Origin of the sequence: Actinomadura coerulea, assembly GCF_014208105.1 — a bacterium.
GTDB classification, from domain to species: Bacteria; Actinomycetota; Actinomycetes; order Streptosporangiales; family Streptosporangiaceae; genus Spirillospora; species Spirillospora coerulea.
In genome coordinates, this window is record NZ_JACHMQ010000001.1 from 5,738,876 (window position 1) to 5,761,732 (window position 22,857).

Sequence of the window (22,857 nt, forward strand, 5' to 3'; positions counted from 1 at the left end):
CACCTTGCCTGCCCAAACCGGCCTTCTAGAGTCGGGTGACGTGAGTGGACACGAGACGCGCGTCCTCGTCGTTGAGGACGAGCCGACGATCGCGCGGGCGGTGGCCGACCGGCTGGCAGCCGAGGGGTTCGGCGTCGAGACGGCCGGGGACGGGCCGTCCGCGGTCGAACGCGCCCGCGCGTACGAGCCGCACCTCATCGTGCTGGACGTGATGCTGCCCGGATTCGACGGCCTCGAGGTCTGCCGCCGGGTCCAGGCGGAACGTCCCGTGCCGGTGCTGATGCTGACGGCGCGCGACGACGAGACCGACCTGCTCGTCGGCCTCGGCGTCGGCGCCGACGACTACGTGACCAAGCCGTTCAGCATGCGCGAGCTGGTGGCGCGCATCCGCGCCGTGCTGCGCCGCGTCGAGCGGCCCGCGATGGACGCCGACGACGGGCCGGTCCGCGTCGGAGAGCTGGAGGTCGACCGGCGGGCCCGCCGGGTGCGCCGCGACGGCGGCGAGGTGCACCTCACCCCGACCGAGTTCGACCTGCTCGCGTGCCTGCTGCGCAACCGGGGCGCGGTGCTCACCCGCGCCGTCCTGCTGGAGCAGGTGTGGGACTGGGCCGACGCGTCCGGGACGCGGGTCGTCGACAGCCACGTCAAGGCGCTGCGGCGCAAGCTCGGCCAGGAGCTGATCCGTACCGTGCACGGCGTCGGCTACAGCCTGGAGGCCGCCCCGTGACCGCCGAGAGCGCCCGCTTCGCCCGCAGGCTGTGGGCGCGGCTGCCCCGGCCGCTGGACCCGCTCCAGTCGATCAAGGTGAAGTTCGGCGTCGTGGTCGTCGTGACCGCGTGCGTCGCCGTCCTCATCGTGCTGTGGGGGTACCCGTTCGGATTCCGCGCGCGGCAGACGATGCCGGTCGGCGTGCTCCTCTCGCTGGTCGTCACCCAGCTGCTCGCCCACGGCATGACCGCGCCGCTGCGCGAGATGACCGCGGCCGCGCGGGCGATGGCGCGCGGCGACTACAGCCGCCGGGTCCGCGCCACCTCACGCGACGAGGTCGGCGAGCTGGCGCAGGCGTTCAACCGGATGGCCGCCGACCTCGCCGAGGTCGACCGGCAGCGCCGCGAGTTCGTCGCGAACGTCTCGCACGAGCTGCGCACCCCCATCAGCGCGCTCCGCGCCGTGCTGGAGAACGTCGCGGACGGCGTCACCCCCGCGACGCCGGACGTCCTGGAGACGGCCCTCGACCAGACCGAGCGGCTCGGACGCCTCGTCACCCAGCTCCTGGACCTGTCGCGGGTCGAGGCGGGCGCGGCGGCGCTCGACGTGACCGACCTCGACATCGCCGCGTTCGTCGCCGACGTCGTCGCCGAGGCGCGGGCGGGCCGCCCGGACGCGGTGTTCGAACCGGACGTCGCGCCCGGCCTGCGCGCCGCCGCCGACCGCGACCGCCTCCACCAGGTCGTCGCCAACCTGCTCGACAACGCCGCCCGGCACAGCCCGGACGGCCGCCCCGTCACGGTCACGGCGCGTCCCGCGAACCCGCCCGGCGGACTGGTCATCGAGGTGGCCGACGAGGGACCCGGCATCCCGCCCGAGGAGCGCGCCCGCGTGTTCGAGCGCTTCTCCCGCGGGTCGGCGTCCGGCGCGGGCACGCCCGGCGGCGGCACCGGGCTGGGCCTCGCCATCGCGAACTGGGCCACCGAACTGCACGGCGGCGACATCACCGTCATGGACACCCCCAGCGGCTGCCGCATCCGGGTGGTGATCCCGCCGGACCCCGCTACCCGTCCGGATCCATGGTGAGCAGGGCGTACGCGGCGAGGGTCGAGTCGTCGGTGATGCGGCCGTCCCGGACGAGCGCCCTGAACTCCTCCCGCGACACCCATTTCTGCCGCATGTCCTGCTCCTCGGGCTCCCGGTCGGCCTCCCCGGCCTCCAGGTCGGACGCGACGAAGATCGTGAAGCCCTGGCCGCTCATCCCGTGCGAGCAGTTCAGGTACCCGAGGCGCCGCAGCGTCCCGGCGCGCAGCCCGGTCTCCTCGGCGAGCTCCCGCCGGGCGAGCTCCTCCGGGTCGGCCTCGCGCCGGCCGGGCGCCGAACCCTGCGGGAAGCTCCACGTGCGCCGGCCGATGGGGTACCGGTACTCCTCGACGAGGTGGAACCCGTCCCCCTCCACCGGGATGACCAGCACGAAGTCGGGCTTGTCGATCACTCCGTAGATGCCGCGCGAGCCGTCCAGCCGCTCGACCTCGTCCTCCCGGACGACCATCCACGCGTTCTCGTAGACGACCCGCGACGCGACCTGGCGCACGGCGGGCCGCTCCTCGCCGCTCATACGCCCGCCCCGTAGCGGTAGACGAGCTCGTGCCGGTCGCCGACCACCACCCGGTGGGTGACCTCGACGACCCGGTCGTGCTGGTCGTGGGCGCGGCGCCACAGCGTCAGGACGGGCTGGTCGGGCTTGATCTCCAGGGTCTCCTGCTCGTCCGGGCGGGGCAGCCGGCACGTCACCGACTCCTCGAACGTGATCCGGTAGCCCGCCTCCTCCAGCCGGGAGTAGATGCCGCCCGGGCCCGTGTCGACCTCGCGCAGCACCGGGATCTCCTCCACGATCTCAAGGATCACCCAGGTCGTCGCCGTCTGGACGGGCGGCTCCCCCTCGACGCCCTGGACGCGAGCCCGCTCCAGCACCCGCGTCCCGACCGGGACGTCCAGGCGGAACGCGAGCCGGTCGTCGGCCTCGGCCTCGGCGACGGACGTCCGGGTGAACGGGGTCCGCCCGCCGCGCCGCGCCGACACGTGGAAGCCGCGCCACTCCCCGACCTGCCGGGTGATGTCGGACGCCGCGCGCCGCACCCTCGGAGCGGCCCGCACCTGCGCGCCCGCGCCGTGCCTCAGCTGGACGAGGCCCTGCTCGGCCAGCAGCCGCAGCGCCCGCCGGACGGTGGAGCGGTCGGCCTCGTACACGCGCGCCAGCTCCCGCTCGGACGGCAGCCAGGCCGCCGGGTCGAGCTCGCCCTCGACGATACGAGCGGCGAGCGCGCTGCTGATCGCCTGTGCCTTCGCGGGGGGTCGCGGCATACCAGATCCTGCTCCAGGTCGGTGCATTGACCTCATACCGTACAGATCCCACACGCGCCCGCCCCCTCTTGGGGTTGCGCCGAACGCATTGTGGTCAGTGTTTGGTGGTCCTATGGTAGACCTACCATGAACCGACCGAGGGAGCCCCGCTTCATGTCGGCGACCATGTGCATGCCGGGTTGGCACAGCGAACGCTCGGACGCCGGCCTGCGCGCGACCCGCGTCACCCCCCTGTCGGACTACCAGCTCCTCAACGGCTGCCTCGAAGAGATCGTCGCCGCCGACGAGGGCGAGCTCTGGCTGCTCTGCGACGCGCAGACCCGGCTGGCCGAGCGCGTCGCCACCGCCGAGCGGCTGCGGGCCTCCCGCCCCGGCCAGGCGCCCCCGGTCAGCCCCGCCGCAGGCTGACGACCTCACCGGACTCCCCGACCGCCGCGCGGGCCGGCGGCATGATCCGCTCCCCCGCGTTGTCGGCCAGCAGCGCCCGGGCGCGCAGCACGATCTCCAGGTCGAAGCGCAGGTCCGGGTCCAGGAGCTGGTCGCCGAACAGCTCCTCCAGCTGGCGCAGCCGGTACCGGACCGTCTGCGGGTGGACGTGCAGCCGCATCGCGACCTCGTTGGCGTTGCGCCCCGACTGCAGCCACGCCAGCAGCGTCTCGGCGAGCCGGTCCTGCTGGCTGGCCCGCAGGTGCGCCAGCGGCGCGAGCCGCAGGTCGGCCAGCGAGGTGATGAGCCCCTCGTCCTGGAACAGGATCAGCGTGGACATGTGCTCCACGCTGCGGATCACGCCGCTGTCGGCCTCGATCACGCCGCGCTGCACCAGGCACAGCGTCTTGCGGGCCCACTGGATCGAGCGCGCCGCCTCCATCAGCGGGACGGTCGGGCCGACGACGGCGAGCGTCCCGGACAGGGCGCGGTCCACCAGCTTGGCGCGGCCGGGGCCGTCCGGGTCGGGGATGATCAGGCTGGGGGTGCGGCGGGTCAGGTCGGCCAGCACGTCCGGCGGGAACGCGGGCTGGCGGGTGTCGGCGTGGTGCCGGCCCAGCGCGACCGCGGCGACCGTCCGCGGGACGGGCCAGTGCGCGGCGGCGGCGAGGTCGGCGATCGCCTCCTGCGCGGCCGGCGGGTCGGCGAACAGCAGGTCGAGCAGGCGCTTGCGGCGGCGCTGCATCTCGCCCGCGACCGCCGCCTTGGCCTGCGAGAACCCTTCGGCGGCCGCGTGCGCCAGCTCGTCCTGGAACTGCATCAGGACCTCGCCGACGGCGCCGAGCGTGCGCGGCGGCACCTGCAGGGCCTCGGCGCCCTCGGTCATCCGGCGCCACGCCACCATGCCGCCGACCCGCATCGCCGTCTGCATCGCGTCGAGGCTGCGTCCCTCGCCCGCCTCGCCGCGGCCGATGGCGCGGAAGAAGTCGGTCACCGGAGCGGGATCATGGCCGGGGTCGGCCACCCGCTCGACGAAGAAGTGGAGCACGCGCTCGACGGCGAGCCGGAGGGTCCCCGAGTAGGAGCCGTCCCCCGGCCGGTCGTACTCCCTGACGCGCGTCTGAATCTCCTGGATCATGTCGTCCGCCACCTCGTCGAGGTGGGGTCGCATGTGATCCGCCAGTTCCCTCGGCAGATCCGCCCACGGGCGCCCGCTGGTGGTCGAACCGTCGTTCGCCACAGAACCTCCCAGCTCCGTCCCCCTGCGTTGCGCGCCGTTCACACGGGGTAATTACTTACTTATGGGACCTGTGTGGGGCAAATCATGACCCGCGACCTGCCCGAGGCGCAAAGTCTAGGTCGGCGAACGACCAGGTTCGGCCGGTGACGTGAGAAGAATTCACAATCTTCTCCGCGGGGGAAGCGGTTCCGTGACTTCCCCGAGACCGGCCTGATCGACAGGGCGCTCATCCTGGCTCAGGCCCGGTGCGAGGCCGGGCCGGACGGGACCGGGACACGTGTTCGCCTACTTCGTCCGGCGCCTCGTCGGCGCCGTCCTCATGCTCCTGCTCACCACGCTGGTGACCTTCGGCATCTTCTTCTGGTTACCGAAGCCGGCCGGGCAGCGCACGACCAGATCGCCGCCGCCTACGTCGGCCGGGCCGCCACCACCGAGGCGATCGAGGAGCGCCTCGGCCTCGACGAGCCGCTCGTGGTGCAGTACGGCAACTATCTGAAGTCGATCGCCGCGGGCGCGGACTACGACGCCGGCCCGGTCACCGGCCACTGCCCGGCACCGTGCCCCGGCTACTCGTTCGCGCTCGCCCGTATCGCTCTCGACCGAGGCGTCGCGCCCGAATCCTTCGGGTTGGCCGGACGCGGCCAAATCGACGTCCTGACACCGCTGACTGCGGGACTCGATGCGGACCACACGACTCCGGACAGTGACCGCCCTCCGCGCATGATCGGCGTCGTAAGCCTCGTCGTGCCTGGCGACTCCCGCGCCGCGCCCGTCAGGCCGACTTCGCGACGTCCCGGGATCCGGCTTCGCCGACGCCGAAAGGCGGCAATTTATCACCCCCCTGCCCCTTTCAACAATGATCACGTCGGCGTGAATGGCGGGACGGTGACGCCCGCAAGTCCTGCGTGTGTCCGGTGTGTTGCCTCCGTCTGACATCCACGGACAGTCACGAATGTGTGCCACCTCACGTGGCGCACGCAACACACCCAACAACCCAGAGAGGAGAGAACGCTATGCGTAGCGAGCTCTCAGTAGAGCTGCAGCGGATGCGGTGGCGAAGCCCCGCAGACGCCGCGGCGACGGCCGTCGCCGCCGGCATCGCCGGCGTCATCGGCCGCAAGTACGAGTCGCCCGAAATCGGCGACACCGCCGTCATCGGGAACGGCCACGGCCGCCTCGCGGTCTTCGGCCCCGACGGGAACGTCTGCTCGTGGAACGTTCCCTTCGGCCACGGCGTGCCGGTCTGCAACGGCCTGTACGACGGGACGGAGGACACCGCGTTCCGACTCGGTGTCGCCGGTCAGGACCGACCGACCGACATGCGGCTCAAGGCCAACTCGGCCACCCTGGTGTCGACCTGGACGAGCCCCACGGGGCAAGCCCGGGAGCGGGCCGTCATGGTGGGGTCCCCGACGACCCCCGACGGCAACCAGCTGGTGCGAAGGCTCACCTGTGACAGGGGGAGCATCACCGCCACGCTGGACTTCCGCCTCCGCTACGGCCACGCGGGCGAGCAGCCGGTCCAGTGGACCGTCCTGCGCTCCGGGCGCGGCTTCACGGAGTACGTCGCCACCGTGGGGAACGTGAAGATGTTCTTCACGACCAACATGCACCTCACGTTCGGGGAGGGCGGGACCTCGGTCAGGGGGTCTCTGCCCCTGAAGGCCAAGAAGTCCGCCTTCTTCGCGGTCGGGGGACACGACAGCCTGTCGCCGCGGACCGACAAGGAGGCCAAGCGCCTCATCGTCGAGTCCGAGAAGGGCTGGCTGAAGTACGTCCAGAGCCTGCGGAACCTCCGCGGCAAGTACGCCGGGATCGCGATCCAAAGCGCGATCAACCTGCGGCTGCTGGGCTACGGGGACGGAGGCTCGTTCTACGCCGCCGCCACCCGGAGCCTTCCGGAGGACGACCCGCGGCTCGGCCTGGCCGTGCGGTGCTGGGACTACCTGAAGGACTGGGAGCGTGACGCCGGCCTGACGGTTCTCAGCCTGACCGACGCGGGAGACCAGAAGGTCCTCCTGGCGCGGTACCGGTGGTACAAGAAGCTGCACGACATCCGCCACAGGTTGGCGATCATGCACGAGGTCGACGGCGGCAACGTCGCGGACAACGGCGAGATCATCATCCCGGGGATCGGTCACCGCGGTTCGGTCTACCGCGTCGGCAACGGCGCGGGCGACCAGAAGCAGCACGACTGGACCTCGTACGCGGCGGAGGTGTGCTACCGCCTGGCGCTCCAGGGTCTGATCGACCTGGAGTTCGTGGCGTCCCTCGCCGAGCAGGCCAGGGACGCCATGTTCAAGCCGTGCTCCGGCGTCTGGGAGATCCGCCCCGCGGAGAACCAGGAGAACGGCGCGAAGTTGAGGGTCTACGCCTCGGCGCAGATCCTCAACGGCCAGGCTCTGGCCTACTTCTCCAAGATCTTCGAGATGGCGGGGGAGCAGGACAAGGCTCGGGAGTACAAGGCCCTGGCCGCCAAGGTCATGCCGTGGGTGCGGGACAACTGCGTCAAGCGCGGCGTCATCGTGGCCGCGCCCGACGTGCCCGTGCTGGACTCGTCGATCCTCCTCGCCTTCATGCAGGCGCCGGACATGTTCGAGTCCGGGGACGAGGAGCTGGTGCGCGCCACGGCGCTCGCCATCGACGAACCCCACACCACCGCGGGACCCCTCAAGGGGCTCCGTGTCGGCAAGGGGCACGTCCGCTACCACGCGGCCGAGTTCCAGGACGGCATCTCCCTCGCCGAGGAGGGGCTGTTCAACAACATCACGGGCTGGCTGGCCATCGTGTTCCTCCAGCTCGGCATGCTCCAGCGTGCCGAGACCCTCATGGGGGAGCTGATGGGCACCTTCAACCGGGTGCGGCAGGCCTCCGAGGAGAACACCCCCGGGGGCCGCGCCCTCGGGAACCTGAACCAGGCGTACGTCTACCAGGCCGTCATCTGGTTCGCCCTTCTCTGGGAGGTCATCATGGCCGAACTCGAGAAGGCGCAGGCCGCTGAGGCGGCCTCGCGCACCAGCCGCGCCGCGTAACTCGCGGAACGGCAGCAAGTGAATCGTGTCGGCCCGCGCCTTCGGGCGCGGGTCGGCACGACCACAGCAACACCACCGGGCCGGCTCGTTCCCTTCGGGGCACGAGCCGGTCTTCTTCGTGCGGCAATGCGATCGTCCACCGCGCTGCTGGTCAAGGCGTCAGGTGAAGAGATCCTCAGCCGAATCGGCACTGACCGCACGCTGGATCCAGCGCTCGATCTGCTCGGAATCGGTGCACCCCTCGACCCGGGCACGCACGTCCGCAGAAACTTCGAGCCCGCGCGTCTTGAGCATGAGCAGGAGTGCTTTGGCCTCACCTTCGGCGCAGCCCTCGGCGCGGCCCTCGGCCCGGCCCTCGGCGCGGTGGGTGAGGGCGAACTCTGACTGCCACTCGTAGTTATCGATTTTCACCGTTTCCTCCAGGAGTTTGCGGGCGGCGTCAGAGAACCGCGACAGTACGTAGTCATGATAAAGCTTTCCGATGTCACCGGTGAGTGAGCCGATGGCTGCGGGGAGGCCTCGGATGACGGCGTCCGACTGAGGGCCGTCCACGTGGGCGGGGGCGCTGAGGATCGCCAGTTCGGGGAGGCGGCGGGCCTGGGCCGGGTCGGTGATCGGCGGGAGCGTCCCGGGATGGACGGTCAGGGGTTCGAGCACCCAGCCGGGGTGCCCCATGTCGATCGGGACGGCGCACCCCTTGGCCGTGGCCTCGTCCGGGCACAGCACGAGAAGCATCACGGGGCAGCGGCGCCGCAGGCGCAGTGACGCCAGGTAGGCGGGCCAGCTGAAGGTCTTCTGGCTTAAGACTCGCAGCTGGGATTCCACTACGACGCCCAGGGCGGGCGACTCCGGGTCGCCGAGGAGGACGGTGGCGTCGCAGCGCAGTTCGGCGGGGTTGGTGTCGGCGTAGGACTCTGAGGCCAGCGTGGCTCGCGCGTTGCAGGACACGTCGAGGCCGAAGACGCTCCGCAACATCTCGGGGACGAGTTGCGGCCTGTTGCGGACCATCTCCAGCGGCAGCTCGTGGTTGTTGGTGGGCATGAGAGCAAGCTAAGAGTAATCACTTGGCAACGTTGAGCTAATGAGGTGTTTTCCTCCCTGCGGGCCATGGCAGAGAGGATCGCGATAGCTCGATCGCGCCATCGGGCTGGCCGGGGAGGACGGTGTCGGTGCTGGTCAGGGCAGGATGTGGTCCAGGACGAGCCATGCGCCCAGGGCGGTCATCGCGGCTCCCGAGAGGCGGGTGACCGCGCGGGCTGCTGCGGGGCGGGGGTCCAGGACCGTGCGGGTCAGGGTGCCGAGGCAGAGGTAGAACGCGGCGCAGGTGGTCATGAAGGTGAGGCCCAGGACGGCGAGCTGCGCGGGGATCGGCCAGGCGTAGCGCGGGTCGGTGAACTGGGGCAGCAGGGCGAGGAAGATCAGCAGGCCCTTGGGGTTGAGGCCGCTCACGCCGATGCCGTGCAGGTAGGTGCTCCAGCCGGCGCCGGCGCCGGTCCGGACGTCGAGGGCGGAGGGGCGGGCGAAGGTCGTCGCGCCGTGCTGGACGAGGTAGAGACCGCCGGCGACGGTGAGGGCCGTCAGGGCGGACGGGGAACCGGCGACGAGTGCGCCGACGCCCGCGGCGACGATCGCGGTCACCGCGGCGTAGCCGGTGACCAGACCGGCCACGGCGGGGACGACCCCGCCGCGCAGTCCGGCGCCGATGGTGAGCGCCCAGTCCGCGCCCGGGACGGCGATCAGCAGCAGCGCCACCGCCCAGAACGCGAGCACCGGTTCCGTCGCCATCGCGTTCCTCCCCGGCTGGCGGCCATTGCGGGGAGAATACGTTTGAACTGGCGGAAAATGGTTTCAACTTTTGGCCGATTGAAATCGTTTTGTGGAAGAATCTGCTTTGTGGACGCCATCGATCGGAAGATCCTTGCCGTGCTCCAGGAGGACGGCCGGTTGACGGTCACCGAGCTGGCGGCGCGGGTGGGGCTGAGCGTCTCGCCGTGCCATCGGCGGCTGCGTGAGCTGGAGCGCGGCGGCACGATCCGCGGATACCGCGCGGTCGTGGACGCCGCCGCGCTCGGCCTGACCTTCCAGGCGCTGGTCTTCGTCACCATGCGGCAGGAGGACCGCGACACGCTGCTCGGCTTCGAGGCCGCCGTCGCGCGGGTGCCGGAGGTGGTGCAGGCCCAGCGTCTTTTCGGCGATCCCGACTATCTGCTGCGCATCGTCACCGCGGATCTGAAGGCCTATCAGGAGTTGGAGGACGACGTCCTCGCGGCGTTGCCGGGGGTGCAGCGGCTGAACTCCACGCTCGTCATGAAGCACGTCGTGAACGATCGGCCGCTGCCCACCTGAGCTACTGCCTGACGATCCAGTGGTCGTTCGCGCCGGCGCGGACGAATCGCAGCGACGGGCACAGATAGTCGCGGGGATTCGGGGTCGCGGTCGGCTGCCAGGGCGAGTCCGAAGCGGTCGCCGGGCTCCAGGCGCCGTTCCGGCGGAGCTGGATGGAACTGCTCTCGAAGACGACGTTCTTCGCGTCCGCGCAGTAGTAGGCGTTGCCCGTGCTCGGGTCGCGGGACGCGTAGATCTCGAAGATGTCCCAGCCGTAGGCGAGCGAGCTCGTGTCCCGGCCCGACTTGCTGTAGAAGAGGCTCCAGGAATTCGTGGTGTGGTTGTAGAGGTACGCCGACCACGCGTTGGTGGAGGCGTTCGTCTTGACGAGCTGAACGCTGTAGGAGGGGCGCCCGTTCACGCTCCTGGTGTAGGTCCGGAGGAAGTTCGCGTCCATCTTCACTTCCTTGGCGGGTCCGTTGCCGCCGCACCAGTCCCAGGCCCAGATCTCGTTCCCGACGGCCTGGGAGTAGACGGTCGTGATCTCCATGCAGGACCCGGCGGCCTTGATGGTGGGCGTGTAGGTGAAGTCGGCGCCGTTCGACACCCGGTAGCTCGTGTCGACGCTGTGGGTGGCCGTCAGCCCGTCGTGGGAGCCGGCGGCCGGCTCGACGCCCCAGAAGTGATGGATCTGCTCACGGCGCAGGCGGGAGCGGTGCAGGTCGCGGAATCTCCGCACGGCCTGGGCGTTGCGGGCGTCGGGGATGAATGTGCGGGCGCCCGCGACGTGCCCGCTTTTCGGGCCGGACGGGTCGGGAGCGGGGCCCGGCGCCGCGGAGACGCTCGCGGCGGGAATGGCGGTAAAGGCGGCGAGAACGGCGCAGGCGAGCAGGGTTCGACGCTGCATCACGCGACTCCTTTTGGCGGGGGGCGGTCTGCTAGCGCGCGCTAATGCCGTCCCAAAGAATCGCTATCCGCGCCTCGTACTGTCAACGAAACGTTTTTCAACCCGCCTTCAGAAGGCGTAGAAACAAAGGGACGGGCCCCGCGCTCCGGGCCCGTCCCGCCGGCGTGGGTCAGCGGCGGTAGAGGTTGAGCTTCTCCTCGCCGATGCGCTCGCGCAGCGCCGGGTCGTCCACGCCCTGGCCCTCGCCGGTGGCGGCGCACAGGACCGCGACCTTGCCGATGTGCTGGTTCGTCTGGACGGCGCGGGTCGCGTCCCCGGCCTCGTCCAGCGGGAAGACCTTCGACAGCGTCGGATGGATCATGCCGAGCCCGATCAGCCGGTTGGTCTCGACGGCCTCGTGGTAGTTGAAGCCGTGCGAGCCGATGATGCTCTTCAGCCGCATCCACAGGAACCGGTTGTCGTACTCGTGCCGGTACCCGGTGGAGGAACCGCAGGTGACGATCTTTCCGCCGCGCTTGGCGACGTAGACGGACGCGCCGAACGTCTCGCGGCCGAGGTACTCGAACACGATGCCGGGGTCCTCGCCGACGAGCCGGCGGATCGCCTCGCCCAGCATCCGGCCGGCCTTGGGGTGCCGCAGGCCCTGCTCGCCGAGCTCCAGGTCGTTGCGGTTGATGACGTGCTCGCAGCCCTGCGACCGGACGATCTCCGCCTTCTCCTCGGAGGAGACCACGGCGACCGGGATACCGCCGCCGTTCCTGACGAGCTGCGTCGCGAAGGAGCCGAGGCCGCCGGTCGCGCCCCAGATCAGCACGACGTCGCCCTGCTTCATGCGGGCGCCGTGCGAACCGACGAGCATCCGGTAGGCGGTCGCGGCGCACAGCGTGTTCGAGCCCGCCTCCTCCCACGTCAGGTGGGCGGGCTTGCGGATCAGCTGGTTCGCCTTGACGATGCAGTACTCGCCGAGCGACCCGAAGTTCGTCTCGAAGCCCCACGCGAGCTGGCTCTCCGACATCATGCCGTCGTCGTAGGAGCCGTGGTCCTCCTCGTCCACGTAGGACGGGGACAGCACGACCTTGTCGCCGACCTTCCAGCTCTTCACGCCGCTGCCGGTGCGCACGACGACGCCCGAGCCGTCCGAACCGAGGATGTGGTGCGGCAGGTCGTGCCGGGCGCCGTACCAGCCCTGCCGGCCGAACTTCTCCAGGAACGCGAACGTGGGGACCGGCTCGAAGATCGCCGACCAGACGGTGTTGAAGTTGATCGCGGCGGACATCACCGCGACGACGCACTCGTCGGGCGCGAGCTCGGGCATCTCGACCTCGCCGACGTGCAGGGAGCGGCGCACGTCCTTGTCGGTCTGGCCCTCGAAGATCCCGACCTCGTCCTTGCGGGTGAACGCCGCGCGGAAGCGGGTCGGCAGGTCGATCTCCTGCAGCTCGGGACCGCTCGCGCCGGACCGGACGGCGTCGAGCAGGGCGTGGGACGGGCCGGGGTGGGCCATGGGGATGTCCTCCGTGGAACGGGTTCGGGGGGCGGCCCTCAGCGGGCCGTGATCGGCGCGGGGACGGCGTCGCTCTCCCGCCGTCCCGCGAGCCGGGCCTCCAGGTGCGCGGCGAGAACGCCCACACCGGGCGGATCGAGCAGGTTGAGATGGTGCGCGCCGGGGATCGTGACGATCTCCAGGTCGGCGCAGAGCCCACCGAAACCGTTGGTCCCGTCGAGCGCGTAGCGCGCGTCCCGCACGGCCCAGGGGGTCTCCTCGGGCGCGTGGTAGAGGACGACGTGGCCGTCGTAGGGCTCCGGCTTGTACGCCTCCAGGGAGCGGGTGTCCTGGTGGGACGTGAGCTGGTGGGTGAGCGCCGCCGGGGGGATGTGGTCCACCAGGGGCGCCGCACGCTCCATGACCAGCGCGAACTGCGACTCCTCGTCGAGCCCGGCCAGCTCCTCGTAGGTGAGGGCGACCTCCAGGCCGTAGGTCTCGTTGATGTAGTCGGCGAACGCGGAGAAGCGCCGGGCGAGCGTGTCGGACTCGTCGTCCACCGCCAGCGGGAGGCCGGCGTCGAACAGCGCGACGAACTCGACCTCGCGGCCCGCCGCCCGCAGCTGCCGGGCCGTCTCGTAGGCGAGGACGCCGCCGAACGACCAGCCGCCGAGCCGGAACGCGCCCTCGGGCTGCGCCTCCAGCAGGTGCCGGACGTAGCGGGCGGCGCGCTCCTCGACCGGCGGCGCGTCCTCGAACCGCTCCAGCCCGTACACCGGCTGGTCGTCGCCGAGCAGGTCGACGAGCTGGCGGTAGCAGGCGGTGGTGCCGCCGGCCGGGTGCGCGATGAAGATCGGCCGCCTGCCGCCGGAGTCATCGTGGGGGGACGACCCCCCACGCCCCCCGGAGAAAAGCCCGTGGAGCGGCCGGACGGTCTGCCGCGCCGCCTCCTCGTCGGCCGCCCTGAGGTACTCGGCGACGTTCTGCGCCGTCGGCGTCTCGAACAGCTCCCCGCGGGTGACCTCGCCGCCGAGCTCCCGCGCGACGAGCGCGACGACCCGGTCGGCGTCGCGGTCCCGCCCGCCGAGGTCGGCGAAGAAGTCGGCGGTGACGCCGACGCGGTCGAGGCCGAGGACGTCCTCGAAGATGCGGACGGCGAGGCGCTCGGCGGCGTCGCGCGGCATGACGTACCCGGACTCGGCGTTCGGCACCGCCGCGGGGGCGGGGGCGGGGGCGTCGGCGAGGCCGAGCTCGCCGGCCGCCCACTCCTCGAAGACGTTCACGCTGGCGCCCTGGAGCAGCACCGACGCCGGGACGGTCAGCCCGAGGTCGTGCTCGACGCCGCTCTTGATCCGGACCGCGACGAGGGAGTCCAGGCCGAGGTCGGTGAGCGGGACGGACGGGTCCAGGCGCTGCGGGTCGAAGCCGAGCACGGCCGCGATCCGGTGCCTGACCTGCGCGGCGATCATTCTGCGGGCGGTGGCCGGGTCGAGCCCCCCTAGCGCCTCGACGCCGGGCCAGTCGCCGGCGTCGTCCCCGCCGAGTTCCCCGGCGGCCTCGGTGAGCGCGGCGAAGTACGGCATGTTCCGGATCTCCGGGAACAGGCCGACGGCGGTGGCGGGGTCGAAGCGCAGCACGCCCGTCGCCGCCCTGCCGTGCACGAGGAGCGCCTCCAGCGCCTCCGCGCCCTCCGCCGGGCTGATCGGGTCGATGACGGCGACCGACGTCTCGGCGGCGCCGCCGACCTGCGACCACGTGCCCCAGTTGATGGTCGTTCCGGGGCGCCCGTTCGCGCGCCGGTACGCCATGAGCGCGTCGATCGCGGCGTTCGCGGCGGCGTAGGCGGCCTGCCCCGGGGAGCCGAGCAGCGCGGCCGCCGAGGAGTGCGTGACGAGCCAGTCGAGGTCGAGGTCCCAGGTGGCCTCGCTGAGCCGCCGCGCGCCCTCGACCTTCGCCGTCCACACCCTGTGGAGATCCTCCGGGCCGAGGTCGGCGATCAGCCGGTCGTCGATCGCTCCGGCGCCGTGCACCACCCCGCACAGCCTGGTCCCGCCCTCCTGGGCGACCCTGACCAGGCGTTCGGCGGTGCCGGGCTGGGCGATGTCGCCGAGCACGACGCCGACGTCGACGCCGTCCTCCCGCAGGCGGGCGATCACCTTCTCGGCGTCGGCGCCGGGGCCGCCGCGCCCGGACAGGACGATGCGCCCGGCGCCCCGCTCGGCCAGCAGCCGCGCGGTGACCAGGCCGATCCCGCCGTACCCGCCGGTGACGACGTACGCGCCGCCGCGCCGGACGGCGCGCCTCTTCCTGGCCGGCGTCTCCGGCAGGACGGCCAGCGCGAGGCGCGCCACGCGCCGGGTGCCGGCGCGCCAGGCGACCTCCCGCGCGTCGTCGCCCGCGAGCAGTTCCGCGACCAGATCGGCGGGACGGTCGACGTCCACATGGGTGGCCCGCTGGGCGGTGCGTTCAAACGCCAGAACCCGGGTGAGCGCGCTGACGAACGCGTGGCCGGGCACGCCCTCGCCCGCCAGGGGCAGCGCGGAGCGGGTCGCGACGTAGAGGCGGGGACCGTCGGGCAGCGAGCGGCTCACCCCCGCGACGGCGAGGACGAGCTCCTCGTCCACGAGATCGGCGGACGGGACGAGCACGACGCCCTCGACCGGCTCGGCCATGGCCGGATGGTCGTCCGGCGGCCGGTTCGTCGGCCGGTGCCGGATGACGCGCTTCCCGCGCCGCTCCAGCCCGGAGGCGGTCGCGTCGCCGAGCGCGTCGCCCTCCTCGGCGAGGACCAGCCAGGTGCCGCCTTCGGACGGCTCGGCGCCCTCCGGAAGGGGCGTCTCGTCCCAGACGAGTTCGACGAGCTTGTCGGCGAGCGGGACGGGGATGTCGTGGCGCTCGACCCGGCGGAGCACGATGCCGGTCGCCTCGGCGAGGACCTGGCCGTCCGCCGCCAGGAGCGCGACCGAGCCCGTCACGCCCTCGTCGGCCCGGACGACCTTCGCCTGGACGTGGCCGCCGCGGTGCGTCGGGCCGAACACGCGGAGGCTGCCGATCGTCTCGGCCCGCCAGACGCCGCCGTCGCCGCCCGCCGCCTCGTCCGACAGGACGGACAGGCAGCGGCCGAAGACCTCGGGGTGCAGCCGGTAGTGGCGGCTGCCGCGCTCCGCCGCGGCGACCTCGGTGGCCGCGCCCGGCCCGGACGCCGCGGGGGGACGGTGGTCCTCCCCGACGTCCGCGCTGGCCAGCCGCGTCCACGTGCCCGCCGGGGTCAGCGCGTGGATCTCCACCCGCTGCTCCCCCTCGGTGAACGTCGTCGTCACGGTCGTGTGGTCGGCGAGCGCGAGCGGCCGCTCCATCCACAGGCTGTTGACGCGGACGTCCTCGGTGCCGAGCGCGGCCGCCCCGGCGGCGAGCGCCATCTCCGCGAACGCCGACACCGGCAGCGGGTGCAGTCCGTGAACAGCCGCCGCGCGCAGCCACGGCTGCGCCGCGAGGCCGACGTCGGCGCGCCAGGCGTGCCGGTCCTCGCCGGGAAGCTCCACATGCGCCCCGAGCAGCGGATGCTCGTCGCGCCCGCCCGACGTGCGCGCCGACAGGTCGACCCAGTGCCGCTCGTGCCGCCACGGCGACTGCGGAACGTCGACGACCCGCCCGTCCGCGGGCCTGCCGATCGCGTGGCCGTGCGCGGCCAGGGTGGCGAGCTGCGCGTGGAACGTCAGCGTGTCGTCGGTCTCCTGGCCCTTCGGCGCCCGCTTGAGCGTGTGGGTGACGAGCGCGCCCGTCCCCTCCAGGGTCTCGCCGACCGCGTGCGCCAGGATCGGGTGCGCGTTGACCTCGACGAACGTCCGGAACCCGTCGTCGGCGGCGGCCGCGACCGCGTCGGTGAGGCGCACCGCGTTCCGCAGGTTCGCGGCCCAGTGGTCGACGCCGAGGGCGGACGCGGAGCCGAGGTACGCGCGGGGGTCGTCCAGGGCGGTGGTGTAGAGCCTGATGCCCTCGGCGAGCGGGGCGCCCCGCTCGGCGCCCACGCCGGCGAGGAGTTCGCGCAGTTCGGGGAGGAGCGGGTCGACCTGGGGCGAGTGGCCGGCGCCCTCGGCCCGCACCATCCGGGCGAGCCGGCCCTCGGCCTCGGCCCTCTCGACGATCTCCGCGACCTGGCCGGCGTCGCCGGTCACCACGGTCTGCCTCGGAGAGGAGTGCACGGCCGCGTAGACCTCGGGCAGGCCCTCGCCGAGGCGCGCGACCTCCGCGGCGGACGCGCCGAGGACCGCCATCGCCCCGCCGCCGACGAGCCGCGTCAGCAGGCGGGACCGGCGGCAGATGACGCGGACGCCGTCCTCCAGGGTGAGGGCGCCCGCGACGACGGCCGCCGCGACCTCGCCCATCGAGTGGCCGACGACCGCGCCCGGCGTGACGCCGTACGCCCGCCACATGCGGGCGAGGCCGATCTGGATCGCGAACAGGACCGGCATCGCGTCGGCCGGGCCGTCCGGCCTGCGGCCCTCTTCGAGGAGCGCCCACAGGTCGGGGCCGCCCTCCTCGGCGAACAGGCCGTCCAGGTCGTCGATGGCCTCGGCGAACGCGGGCTCCTCCTCCAGGAGCCGCTGCGCCATGCCCGCGCGCTGCGCCCCGTACCCGGAGAACACCCACACGGGACGGCCGGGCGCGCCGAGCGCCGTACCCGTCACCACGCCCGGGTGGGGACGCCCTTCGGCCAGGGCGGTCAGCCCTTCGACGAGCCCCGCGCGGTCTCTGGCGGCGACGGCGGCCCGGGACCGTCCGCGGCCGGCGCGCCGGTGCAGGGTGCGGGCGACGTCGGCGAGCTTCACGTCCTGGTTCGGGAGCCACTCGGCCAGCAGGGCCGCGTGGTCGCGGATGCGGTCGTCGCTGGTGTCGGACAGCGGGAACGTCCTGACCGCGGCCGGCTGGACGGTCGTCTCCCGCGCGGGAGCCTCTTCCAGGATGACGTGCGCGTTCGTCCCGCCGAAGCCGAACCCGGACACACCGGCCCGTGCGGGACGTCCCCGGTCGGGCCACGGCGTCTCCTCGGCGACGACCGCCAGGCGCAGCTCGTCGAACGGGATGTGCGGGTTGGGCTCCTTGTAGTGCGCGCTCGGCGGGATGACCCGGTGGTGCAGCGCGAGGACCGTCTTGATGAGGCCCGCTATGCCCGCCGCCGACTCCATGTGCCCGAGATTGGACTTCGCGGACCCGAGCAGCAGCGGCTCTTCGGGGTCGCGGCCCGCGCCGAGGACCTCGCCGACCGCCTTGGCCTCGATCGGGTCGCCCAGGAACGTCCCCGTCCCGTGGGCCTCGACGTAGTCGACCTGCCGCGTGTCGATGCCCGCGCTCGCGTACACGTCCCGCAGCAGGGAGCGCTGCGCGTCGGAGTTCGGGGCGACGAGGCCGTTCGAGCGCCCGTCGGAGTTGACGCCGGAGCCGCGGATCACGGCGAGGATCCGGTCGCCGTCCCGTTCCGCGTCCGACAGCCGCTTCAGGACGACGGCGCCGCAGCCCTCCGCGCGGACCATGCCGTCGGCGGAGGCGTCGAACGCCTTGCAGTGCCCGTCCGCCGCCGTCCCGCCCGCGAGGTCGAACGTCATCGTGACGGTCGGCGACAGCAGCAGGTTCACGCCCCCGGCCAGCGCCACGTCGGCCTCGCCGCCGCGCAGCGCCTGCACGGCGAGATGCGTGGAGACCAGCGACGACGAGCACGCCGTGTCGACGATCATGCTGGGGCCGCGCAGGTCGAGCAGGTACGACAGCCGGTTGGCGATGATGCTGAGGGACGCGCCCGTCGCCGTGAACGGTTCGAGGGACGCCAGGTCGGAGGCGGTGAACGCGGCGTACTCCGGCGCCGACACACCGACGAACACGCCCGTGCGGCTGCCGCGCAGCGACGCCGGGCCGATGCCCGCGTGCTCGAACGCCTCCCACGCCACTTCGAGGACGAGCCGCTGCTGCGGGTCCATCACCGCGGCCTCGCGCGGGGTGATGCCGAAGAACTGCGCGTCGAACTCGGCGACGTCCCGCAGGAAGCCGCCGAGCCGCGTCGTGCTGCCGAGCAGGTCGCCGACCTCGGGGGAACCGTCGTCGAAGGCGTCCCACCGGCCGTCCGGCACCTCGCGGACGGCGTCGCCGCGCCCGGTCAGGAAGCGCCAGTAGTCGTCCGGCCCGGTCAGGTCGCGGCCGCCGCCGGGGAACCGCAGCCCGGCGCCGACGACGGCGATCGGCTCGTCGCTCGCGGCCCGCCGCGCGGCCGGCTCCGGCGCCGGGGTCTGCGCGGGGGGCCCGCCGGCCAGCGCGACGGAGAGCTTGTTGATCGTCGGATGTTCCCAGACGAGGGTGGCGGGGAGGGACCGCCCGAGCATCTGCTCCAGCTCGCCGGCGATCGCGACGGCGTCCCTGGAGGCCAGACCGAACTCCTCGAGCGGGCGGTCGGGGTCGACTTCGGCGGCGGTGGTCCCGGAGCGGCGCGCGATCTGCTCGACCAGGTGCCGGCGGACCGAATCCTCGCTGATCCGAGTCTCGTCCTGCGCGTTCTCCCGCGCGGCTCCGGAACGATCGTTGCTCTGCATGCGGTGGGTTCCCCCCATGAAGCCGGGATCGTTCGTCGAAGCGGAGGGACCACTTTGTCTTACGATGACCGACTCACGATGCGCACCCAGACCACTTTTCTCCCTCTCGTCTTGTCACGGCGATGACAAGACTCGGCAGTAACCAATGTGGCCTGATGGGATAGTTGTGGTACCACGGCCCGGAGTCAGGGCCGAGTAACGAAGCGCCAACCAATAGTAACAATAGCGACGACTGTTTTTAGGGGGAAGCGGCGGATTTCCGCGGCCGGTGCGGGAGTTCACGCCGTACGGACTGTTGACCCGCGGCCGATACCGATGGGCGCTGGCGGTGGTGGCCGTCAGCGCGTTCATGATCACCATGGACAACACGGTGGTCGCGAACGCGCTGCCCACCATCATGAGCGACCTCGACATGTCCAACTCCGCCAAGGACTGGGTCGCCACCGGCTACATCCTGATGTTCTCCTGCCTGATGGTGGCGGGCGGACGGCTCACCGACGTCTTCGGCTGCCGCGTCACCTTCGTGACCGGGATGGTCGTCTTCACCGCCGCGTCGGCCGTCTGCGGCCTCGCCCCCGACTCGGCGACCCTCATCCTCGCCCGCGTCACGCAGGGCGCGGGCGCCGCCCTGGCCCTCCCCGCGACGCAGGTCATGGTCACCGTCGGACGCACCGACAAGCAGCGCTCCCTCGGCACGATCGTCTGGGTCGGCGCCGGCGCCAGCGCCACCGCCCTCGGGCCCACCATCGGCGGCTTCATCGTCCAGCAGTGGAGCTGGGGCTGGATCTTCCTGATCAACATCGTGCCCGGCGTCCTGGTCATCCTGCTCGGCCTGGTCGTCCTCACCGGCAAGGGCGAGAACCGCGACGCCCGGGTCGACCTGCCCGGCGTCCTCATCTCCGCCACGATGCTGTTCGCCTTCACCTACGGGCTGGAGTCGGGGAACAAGCACGGCTGGAGCGACCCGTCCGTCCTCAGCGTGTTCGCCCTCGCGTTCATCGCCCTGGCCTGTTTCGTGCTGGTGGAGAACTGGGCCCCCGACCCGATGATCAATTTGCGGTTCTTCCGCAACCGGGTCTTCGCCGGCGGCCTGCTCTCCCAGATGCTCTACGGCATCGGCTTCAACGGGATGATCTTCTATTCGGCGACGTTCCTGCAGCGCTTCCTCGGCTTCTCCCCGCCCCAGGCCGGCCTGGTGATGCTGCCGCCGTCCATCGCCATCATGGTCATGACGCCCGTCGCGTTCTGGCTGGCCGCCAAGCTCGGCCCCCGGCCCGCCATCGGCGGCGGCCTCGCCCTCATGGCCTTCGGCATGTTCCTGTTCTCCACCATCCAGCAGGGCGACGGCTACGCCGACCTCATGCCCGGCGTCATGACCGTCGGCGTCGGCGCCGCGATGGGCATGCCGCTCGTCATGTACGTCCTGAAAGCGGTGCCGGAGCAGCAGGCGGGCGTCGCGAGCGGCATCATCAACGTCATCCGCGAGGCCTCGGGCGCCTTCGGCATCGCCATCATCGGCCTGCTCGTCCACCACGTCCCCGCGGAGGGCGCGAGCGCCGCCGAGCTGGAGACGTTCCGCAGCGGCACCGCCTCGGGGCTCATCCTCGGCGCCGCCCTCGTCCTCGTCGGCGGCCTGATCAGCGGCCTCACCCTCCCCAGCCGCCGCGGCTGGCTGGGGCCGAAGCACGGCAAGTCCTCCCCGCTGGTCGAACCCGAGCCCCGCCGCCCCGACCCGGCCCCCCGCGAGCCCGTCCCCGCCCTGACCGCCCCCGTCGCCGTCGCGACCCCGCCGGGCGAGCCCCTCCCACTCCCCCTCACCTGGGAGGAAGACCCCATGCCCGACCCCACCCCGGGCCCCCACTGGTGGACCGACACCGCCCCGAACCCCCGGGACGACACCGCCACCTGGGCCGCCGAAACCCCCTGGCCCCCGCCCCCTCCCGCACCCAACCCCTGGAAAGACTGGCCGCCCCCCGAGGCGTCACCCGGCACGCCCGCCTCCCAGCCGTCCGGGCCGTCCGGGCCGTCCGGGCCGTCCGACCAGACCGGCGAGCAGAGCACGGCCGACGAAGCGCCCGGCTTCACCGCCCCCCTCGGGGAGCGTCCGAAGATCCCGCCGAACGACCTCGTCCAGCCCCTTCAGACCGCCCCTCACGAAGTCGCCGCCGAGCCGGAAGGGCGACCGGCGCTCATGAGCGACGCGGGTTCCCGTCCGGAAGAGGAAGGCGAACCCCTGGCGGTCGAGGACGCGGCCGATACCGCCCCTGGAGCGGCGGTCCAGGGCGGCGCGGAGGAAGGCGAGGAGCACGGCTCCACACATCTCGGGCAACCCGCGGGGGAGCCGGAGAAGGCACCCGAGGCCGGTCTCCCGCTTGAGGACGAGCAGCGCGGCGGGGACGCGGCGGAGTCCGCCGAAGGCGAGGACGGGCGGCCGGCGCCTCCGGAGGGGTGGTACGAGCCCTACGTGCCCGAGGCGGAGCCGGTGGAGGAGCCTCGCATCGTCCCGCGCAATGACGCCTGGTAGGAGGTAGACGTGAGCCGGATCGTGATCTTCGCGGCGGGGTCGCGGGGGGACATCCAGCCCTGCGTGGCGCTGGGACGGGCGCTGCGGGCGCGGGGGGACGAGGTGCGGCTGGTGGCGAGCGCGCGGTACTCGCCGATGGTCGTCGCGGCGGGGCTGGAGCTCGCGCCGCTGACGGCGGATCCGACGGAGATCCTCGAATCGGACGCCGGGCAGGAGCTGCTGGCCGGCGGGCGGAATCCGGTGAAGTTCCTCGGCGGCTTCCGGCGGATCCTCGGGCCGATGGCCGAACGGCTGCTGGCGGAGTGTTCGGACGCCTGTAAGGGCGCGGATCTGATTCTCGGACCCACGCTCGGTTTCCTTCCCCGGCATCTGGGCGAACATCTCGGTGTTCCGTGGGCGCTGATTCATTTCCAGCCGAGCGAGCCGACCGGGGCGTTCCCGCACCCGTTCGTCCCGCAGGCGCGCGTGCTCGGGCCGTGGGCGAACCGGGCGAGCTTCCGCGCGGTCGACCAGATCGCGTGGCAGCTGTCGCGCCCGTTCATCAACCCGTGGCGGGACGAGGCGCTCGGGTTGCCGCGGCTGCCGCTGCGGGGCCGGCGGGCCGACGGCGGGCCGGTGCTCGCGTGCTTCAGCCCGGTGGTGGTTCCGCGCCCCGGAGACTGGGCCTCCAACGTGAACCTGACGGGCTACTGGTTCCTCGACGAGCCGGAGTGGGAGCCTCCCGGCGCACTCGCGGAGTTCCTGGCGGCCGGGCCCGCGCCGGTGTACGTCGGGTTCGGGAGCATGGTGCCGAAGGACGCCGAGATGACCGGGCTGGCCGTGCGGACGGCCCTGAAGCTCGCCGGAGTCCGGGGCATCGTGCAGGGCGACCCGGCGACGTCGGACGAGGACGTGTTCGCCGTCCGGGACGTGCCGCACTCATGGCTGTTCCCGCGCATGGCGGCGGTCGTGCACCACGGGGGCGCCGGTACGACGGCGGCGGGGCTGCGGGCTGGTGTGCCCACCGTGGTGTGCCCGTTCTTCGGCGACCAGCCGTACTGGGGCGAGCGCGTCGCCGCGCTGGGGGCCGGGCCCGCCCCGCTGCCGTTCCGCGCGATGACCGTCCCGCGGCTCGCCAGGAAGATCCGGCGTGCGGTCCGGGACCAGGGGATGTCCGACCGGGCGAGCGAACTGGGCCGGCGCGTCAGGGCCGAGGACGGCATCGGACGGGCTCAGGAGATCATCGACTCGCTCCTGTGACGGCGCTCGGGCGGGAGGGGAAGGCCGGGCG

General features: G+C 72.5%; 16 protein-coding genes. 8 read left to right on the top strand and 8 right to left on the bottom strand.

Features of this window, described 5'->3' with window-relative positions:
* The first annotated feature begins 40 nt into the window (after nucleotides 1-40).
* Nucleotides 41-727, top strand: a complete 687-nt coding sequence (locus tag BKA00_RS26390; RefSeq protein ID WP_230298771.1) for a response regulator transcription factor — start codon at nucleotides 41-43, stop codon at nucleotides 725-727.
* On the top strand, nucleotides 724-1,794 hold the full coding sequence (locus BKA00_RS26395; RefSeq protein WP_230298770.1) for a HAMP domain-containing sensor histidine kinase: 1,071 nt from the start codon (nucleotides 724-726) through the stop codon (nucleotides 1,792-1,794). The genes BKA00_RS26390 and BKA00_RS26395 overlap by 4 nt, the downstream gene beginning before the upstream one ends.
* On the opposite strand, the gene BKA00_RS26400 is transcribed toward BKA00_RS26395, so the two are convergent.
* Together BKA00_RS26400 and BKA00_RS26405 are read right to left on the bottom strand one after the other, a co-directional pair.
* Entirely contained in the window at nucleotides 1,772-2,326 is a 555-nt protein-coding gene (locus tag BKA00_RS26400) for an NUDIX domain-containing protein (RefSeq protein ID WP_185029230.1), read from the bottom strand. The genes BKA00_RS26395 and BKA00_RS26400 overlap by 23 nt on opposite strands.
* Nucleotides 2,323-3,072, bottom strand: a complete 750-nt coding sequence (locus BKA00_RS26405; protein WP_185029232.1) for a GntR family transcriptional regulator — start codon at nucleotides 3,070-3,072, stop codon at nucleotides 2,323-2,325. Before BKA00_RS26405 ends, BKA00_RS26400 begins: the two co-directional genes overlap by 4 nt.
* Before the next feature lie 126 nt (nucleotides 3,073-3,198).
* Here BKA00_RS26405 and BKA00_RS26410 point away from each other — a divergent pair, with 126 nt between their 5' ends.
* The gene (locus tag BKA00_RS26410) at nucleotides 3,199-3,480 is read left to right on the top strand and encodes a hypothetical protein (RefSeq protein ID WP_185029234.1); all 282 of its coding nucleotides are present in this window, start codon (nucleotides 3,199-3,201) and stop codon (nucleotides 3,478-3,480) included.
* Here the strand turns inward: BKA00_RS26410 and BKA00_RS26415 are convergent.
* Nucleotides 3,461-4,780 (bottom strand): PucR-like N-terminal domain-containing protein, encoded by a 1,320-nt coding sequence (locus BKA00_RS26415; protein ID WP_476692261.1) that lies wholly within the window; start codon nucleotides 4,778-4,780, stop codon nucleotides 3,461-3,463. The two genes, BKA00_RS26410 and BKA00_RS26415, sit on opposite strands and share 20 nt — an antisense overlap.
* Nucleotides 4,781-5,209: 429 nt before the next feature.
* Between BKA00_RS26415 and BKA00_RS40900 the strand changes: the two genes are divergently transcribed.
* Both BKA00_RS40900 and BKA00_RS26425 read left to right on the top strand, forming a co-directional pair.
* Nucleotides 5,210-5,671, top strand: coding sequence for a hypothetical protein (locus BKA00_RS40900; RefSeq protein ID WP_476692262.1), 462 nt, complete (start codon nucleotides 5,210-5,212; stop codon nucleotides 5,669-5,671).
* Between the two features lie 80 nt (nucleotides 5,672-5,751).
* The gene (locus tag BKA00_RS26425; RefSeq protein ID WP_185029238.1) at nucleotides 5,752-7,770 is read left to right on the top strand and encodes a glycoside hydrolase family 15 protein; all 2,019 of its coding nucleotides are present in this window, start codon (nucleotides 5,752-5,754) and stop codon (nucleotides 7,768-7,770) included.
* 159 nt (nucleotides 7,771-7,929) lie between these two features.
* Here the strand turns inward: BKA00_RS26425 and BKA00_RS26430 are convergent, their stop codons facing one another.
* Nucleotides 7,930-8,811 carry an RpnC/YadD family protein gene (locus BKA00_RS26430; protein ID WP_185029239.1) on the bottom strand — a complete coding sequence of 294 codons (882 nt, stop codon included), beginning with the start codon at nucleotides 8,809-8,811 and terminating at the stop codon, nucleotides 7,930-7,932.
* A gap of 135 nt (nucleotides 8,812-8,946) precedes the next feature.
* A complete protein-coding gene (locus BKA00_RS26435; RefSeq protein ID WP_185029241.1) occupies nucleotides 8,947-9,555 on the bottom strand; it encodes a LysE family translocator in 609 nt (202 codons plus the stop codon).
* Nucleotides 9,556-9,663: 108 nt separating this feature from the next.
* Here BKA00_RS26435 and BKA00_RS26440 point away from each other — a divergent pair, with 108 nt between their 5' ends.
* The gene (locus tag BKA00_RS26440; RefSeq protein ID WP_185029243.1) at nucleotides 9,664-10,116 is read left to right on the top strand and encodes an Lrp/AsnC family transcriptional regulator; all 453 of its coding nucleotides are present in this window, start codon (nucleotides 9,664-9,666) and stop codon (nucleotides 10,114-10,116) included.
* 1 nt (nucleotide 10,117) lies between these two features.
* On the opposite strand, the gene BKA00_RS26445 is transcribed toward BKA00_RS26440, so the two are convergent.
* The 3 genes from BKA00_RS26445 to BKA00_RS26455 all read right to left on the bottom strand — a co-directional run bounded on the left by BKA00_RS26445 (nucleotide 10,118) and on the right by BKA00_RS26455 (nucleotide 19,063).
* On the bottom strand, nucleotides 10,118-11,002 hold the full coding sequence (locus BKA00_RS26445) for a carbohydrate-binding protein (RefSeq protein WP_185029244.1): 885 nt from the start codon (nucleotides 11,000-11,002) through the stop codon (nucleotides 10,118-10,120).
* 169 nt (nucleotides 11,003-11,171) lie between these two features.
* Complete coding sequence (ccrA, locus tag BKA00_RS26450) at nucleotides 11,172-12,506, bottom strand: crotonyl-CoA carboxylase/reductase (RefSeq protein ID WP_185029252.1); 1,335 nt, start codon at nucleotides 12,504-12,506, stop codon at nucleotides 11,172-11,174.
* A 38-nt stretch (nucleotides 12,507-12,544) separates the two neighbouring features.
* Nucleotides 12,545-19,063: a type I polyketide synthase gene (locus BKA00_RS26455; protein ID WP_185029254.1), complete on the bottom strand. Its 6,519-nt coding sequence runs from the start codon at nucleotides 19,061-19,063 to the stop codon at nucleotides 12,545-12,547.
* A gap of 295 nt (nucleotides 19,064-19,358) precedes the next feature.
* Between BKA00_RS26455 and BKA00_RS26460 the strand changes: the two genes are divergently transcribed.
* Nucleotides 19,359-21,587 carry an MFS transporter gene (locus BKA00_RS26460; RefSeq protein WP_185029256.1) on the top strand — a complete coding sequence of 743 codons (2,229 nt, stop codon included), beginning with the start codon at nucleotides 19,359-19,361 and terminating at the stop codon, nucleotides 21,585-21,587.
* A gap of 9 nt (nucleotides 21,588-21,596) precedes the next feature.
* Complete coding sequence (locus BKA00_RS40615; RefSeq protein ID WP_185029258.1) at nucleotides 21,597-22,826, top strand: glycosyltransferase; 1,230 nt, start codon at nucleotides 21,597-21,599, stop codon at nucleotides 22,824-22,826.
* The last annotated feature ends 31 nt before the right edge of the window (nucleotides 22,827-22,857 follow it).

Coding starts and splice junctions, on each gene's coding strand:
- BKA00_RS26425 (WP_185029238.1), top strand. CDS start 5,752: ATGCGTAGCGAGCTCTCAGTAGAGCTGCAGCGGATGCGGTGGCGAAGC.
- BKA00_RS26400 (WP_185029230.1), bottom strand. CDS start 2,326: ATGAGCGGCGAGGAGCGGCCCGCCGTGCGCCAGGTCGCGTCGCGGGTC.
- ccrA (WP_185029252.1), bottom strand. CDS start 12,506: ATGGCCCACCCCGGCCCGTCCCACGCCCTGCTCGACGCCGTCCGGTCC.
- BKA00_RS26405 (WP_185029232.1), bottom strand. CDS start 3,072: ATGCCGCGACCCCCCGCGAAGGCACAGGCGATCAGCAGCGCGCTCGCC.
- BKA00_RS26445 (WP_185029244.1), bottom strand. CDS start 11,002: ATGCAGCGTCGAACCCTGCTCGCCTGCGCCGTTCTCGCCGCCTTTACC.
- BKA00_RS26435 (WP_185029241.1), bottom strand. CDS start 9,555: ATGGCGACGGAACCGGTGCTCGCGTTCTGGGCGGTGGCGCTGCTGCTG.
- BKA00_RS26430 (WP_185029239.1), bottom strand. CDS start 8,811: ATGCCCACCAACAACCACGAGCTGCCGCTGGAGATGGTCCGCAACAGG.
- BKA00_RS26410 (WP_185029234.1), top strand. CDS start 3,199: ATGAACCGACCGAGGGAGCCCCGCTTCATGTCGGCGACCATGTGCATG.
- BKA00_RS26455 (WP_185029254.1), bottom strand. CDS start 19,063: ATGCAGAGCAACGATCGTTCCGGAGCCGCGCGGGAGAACGCGCAGGAC.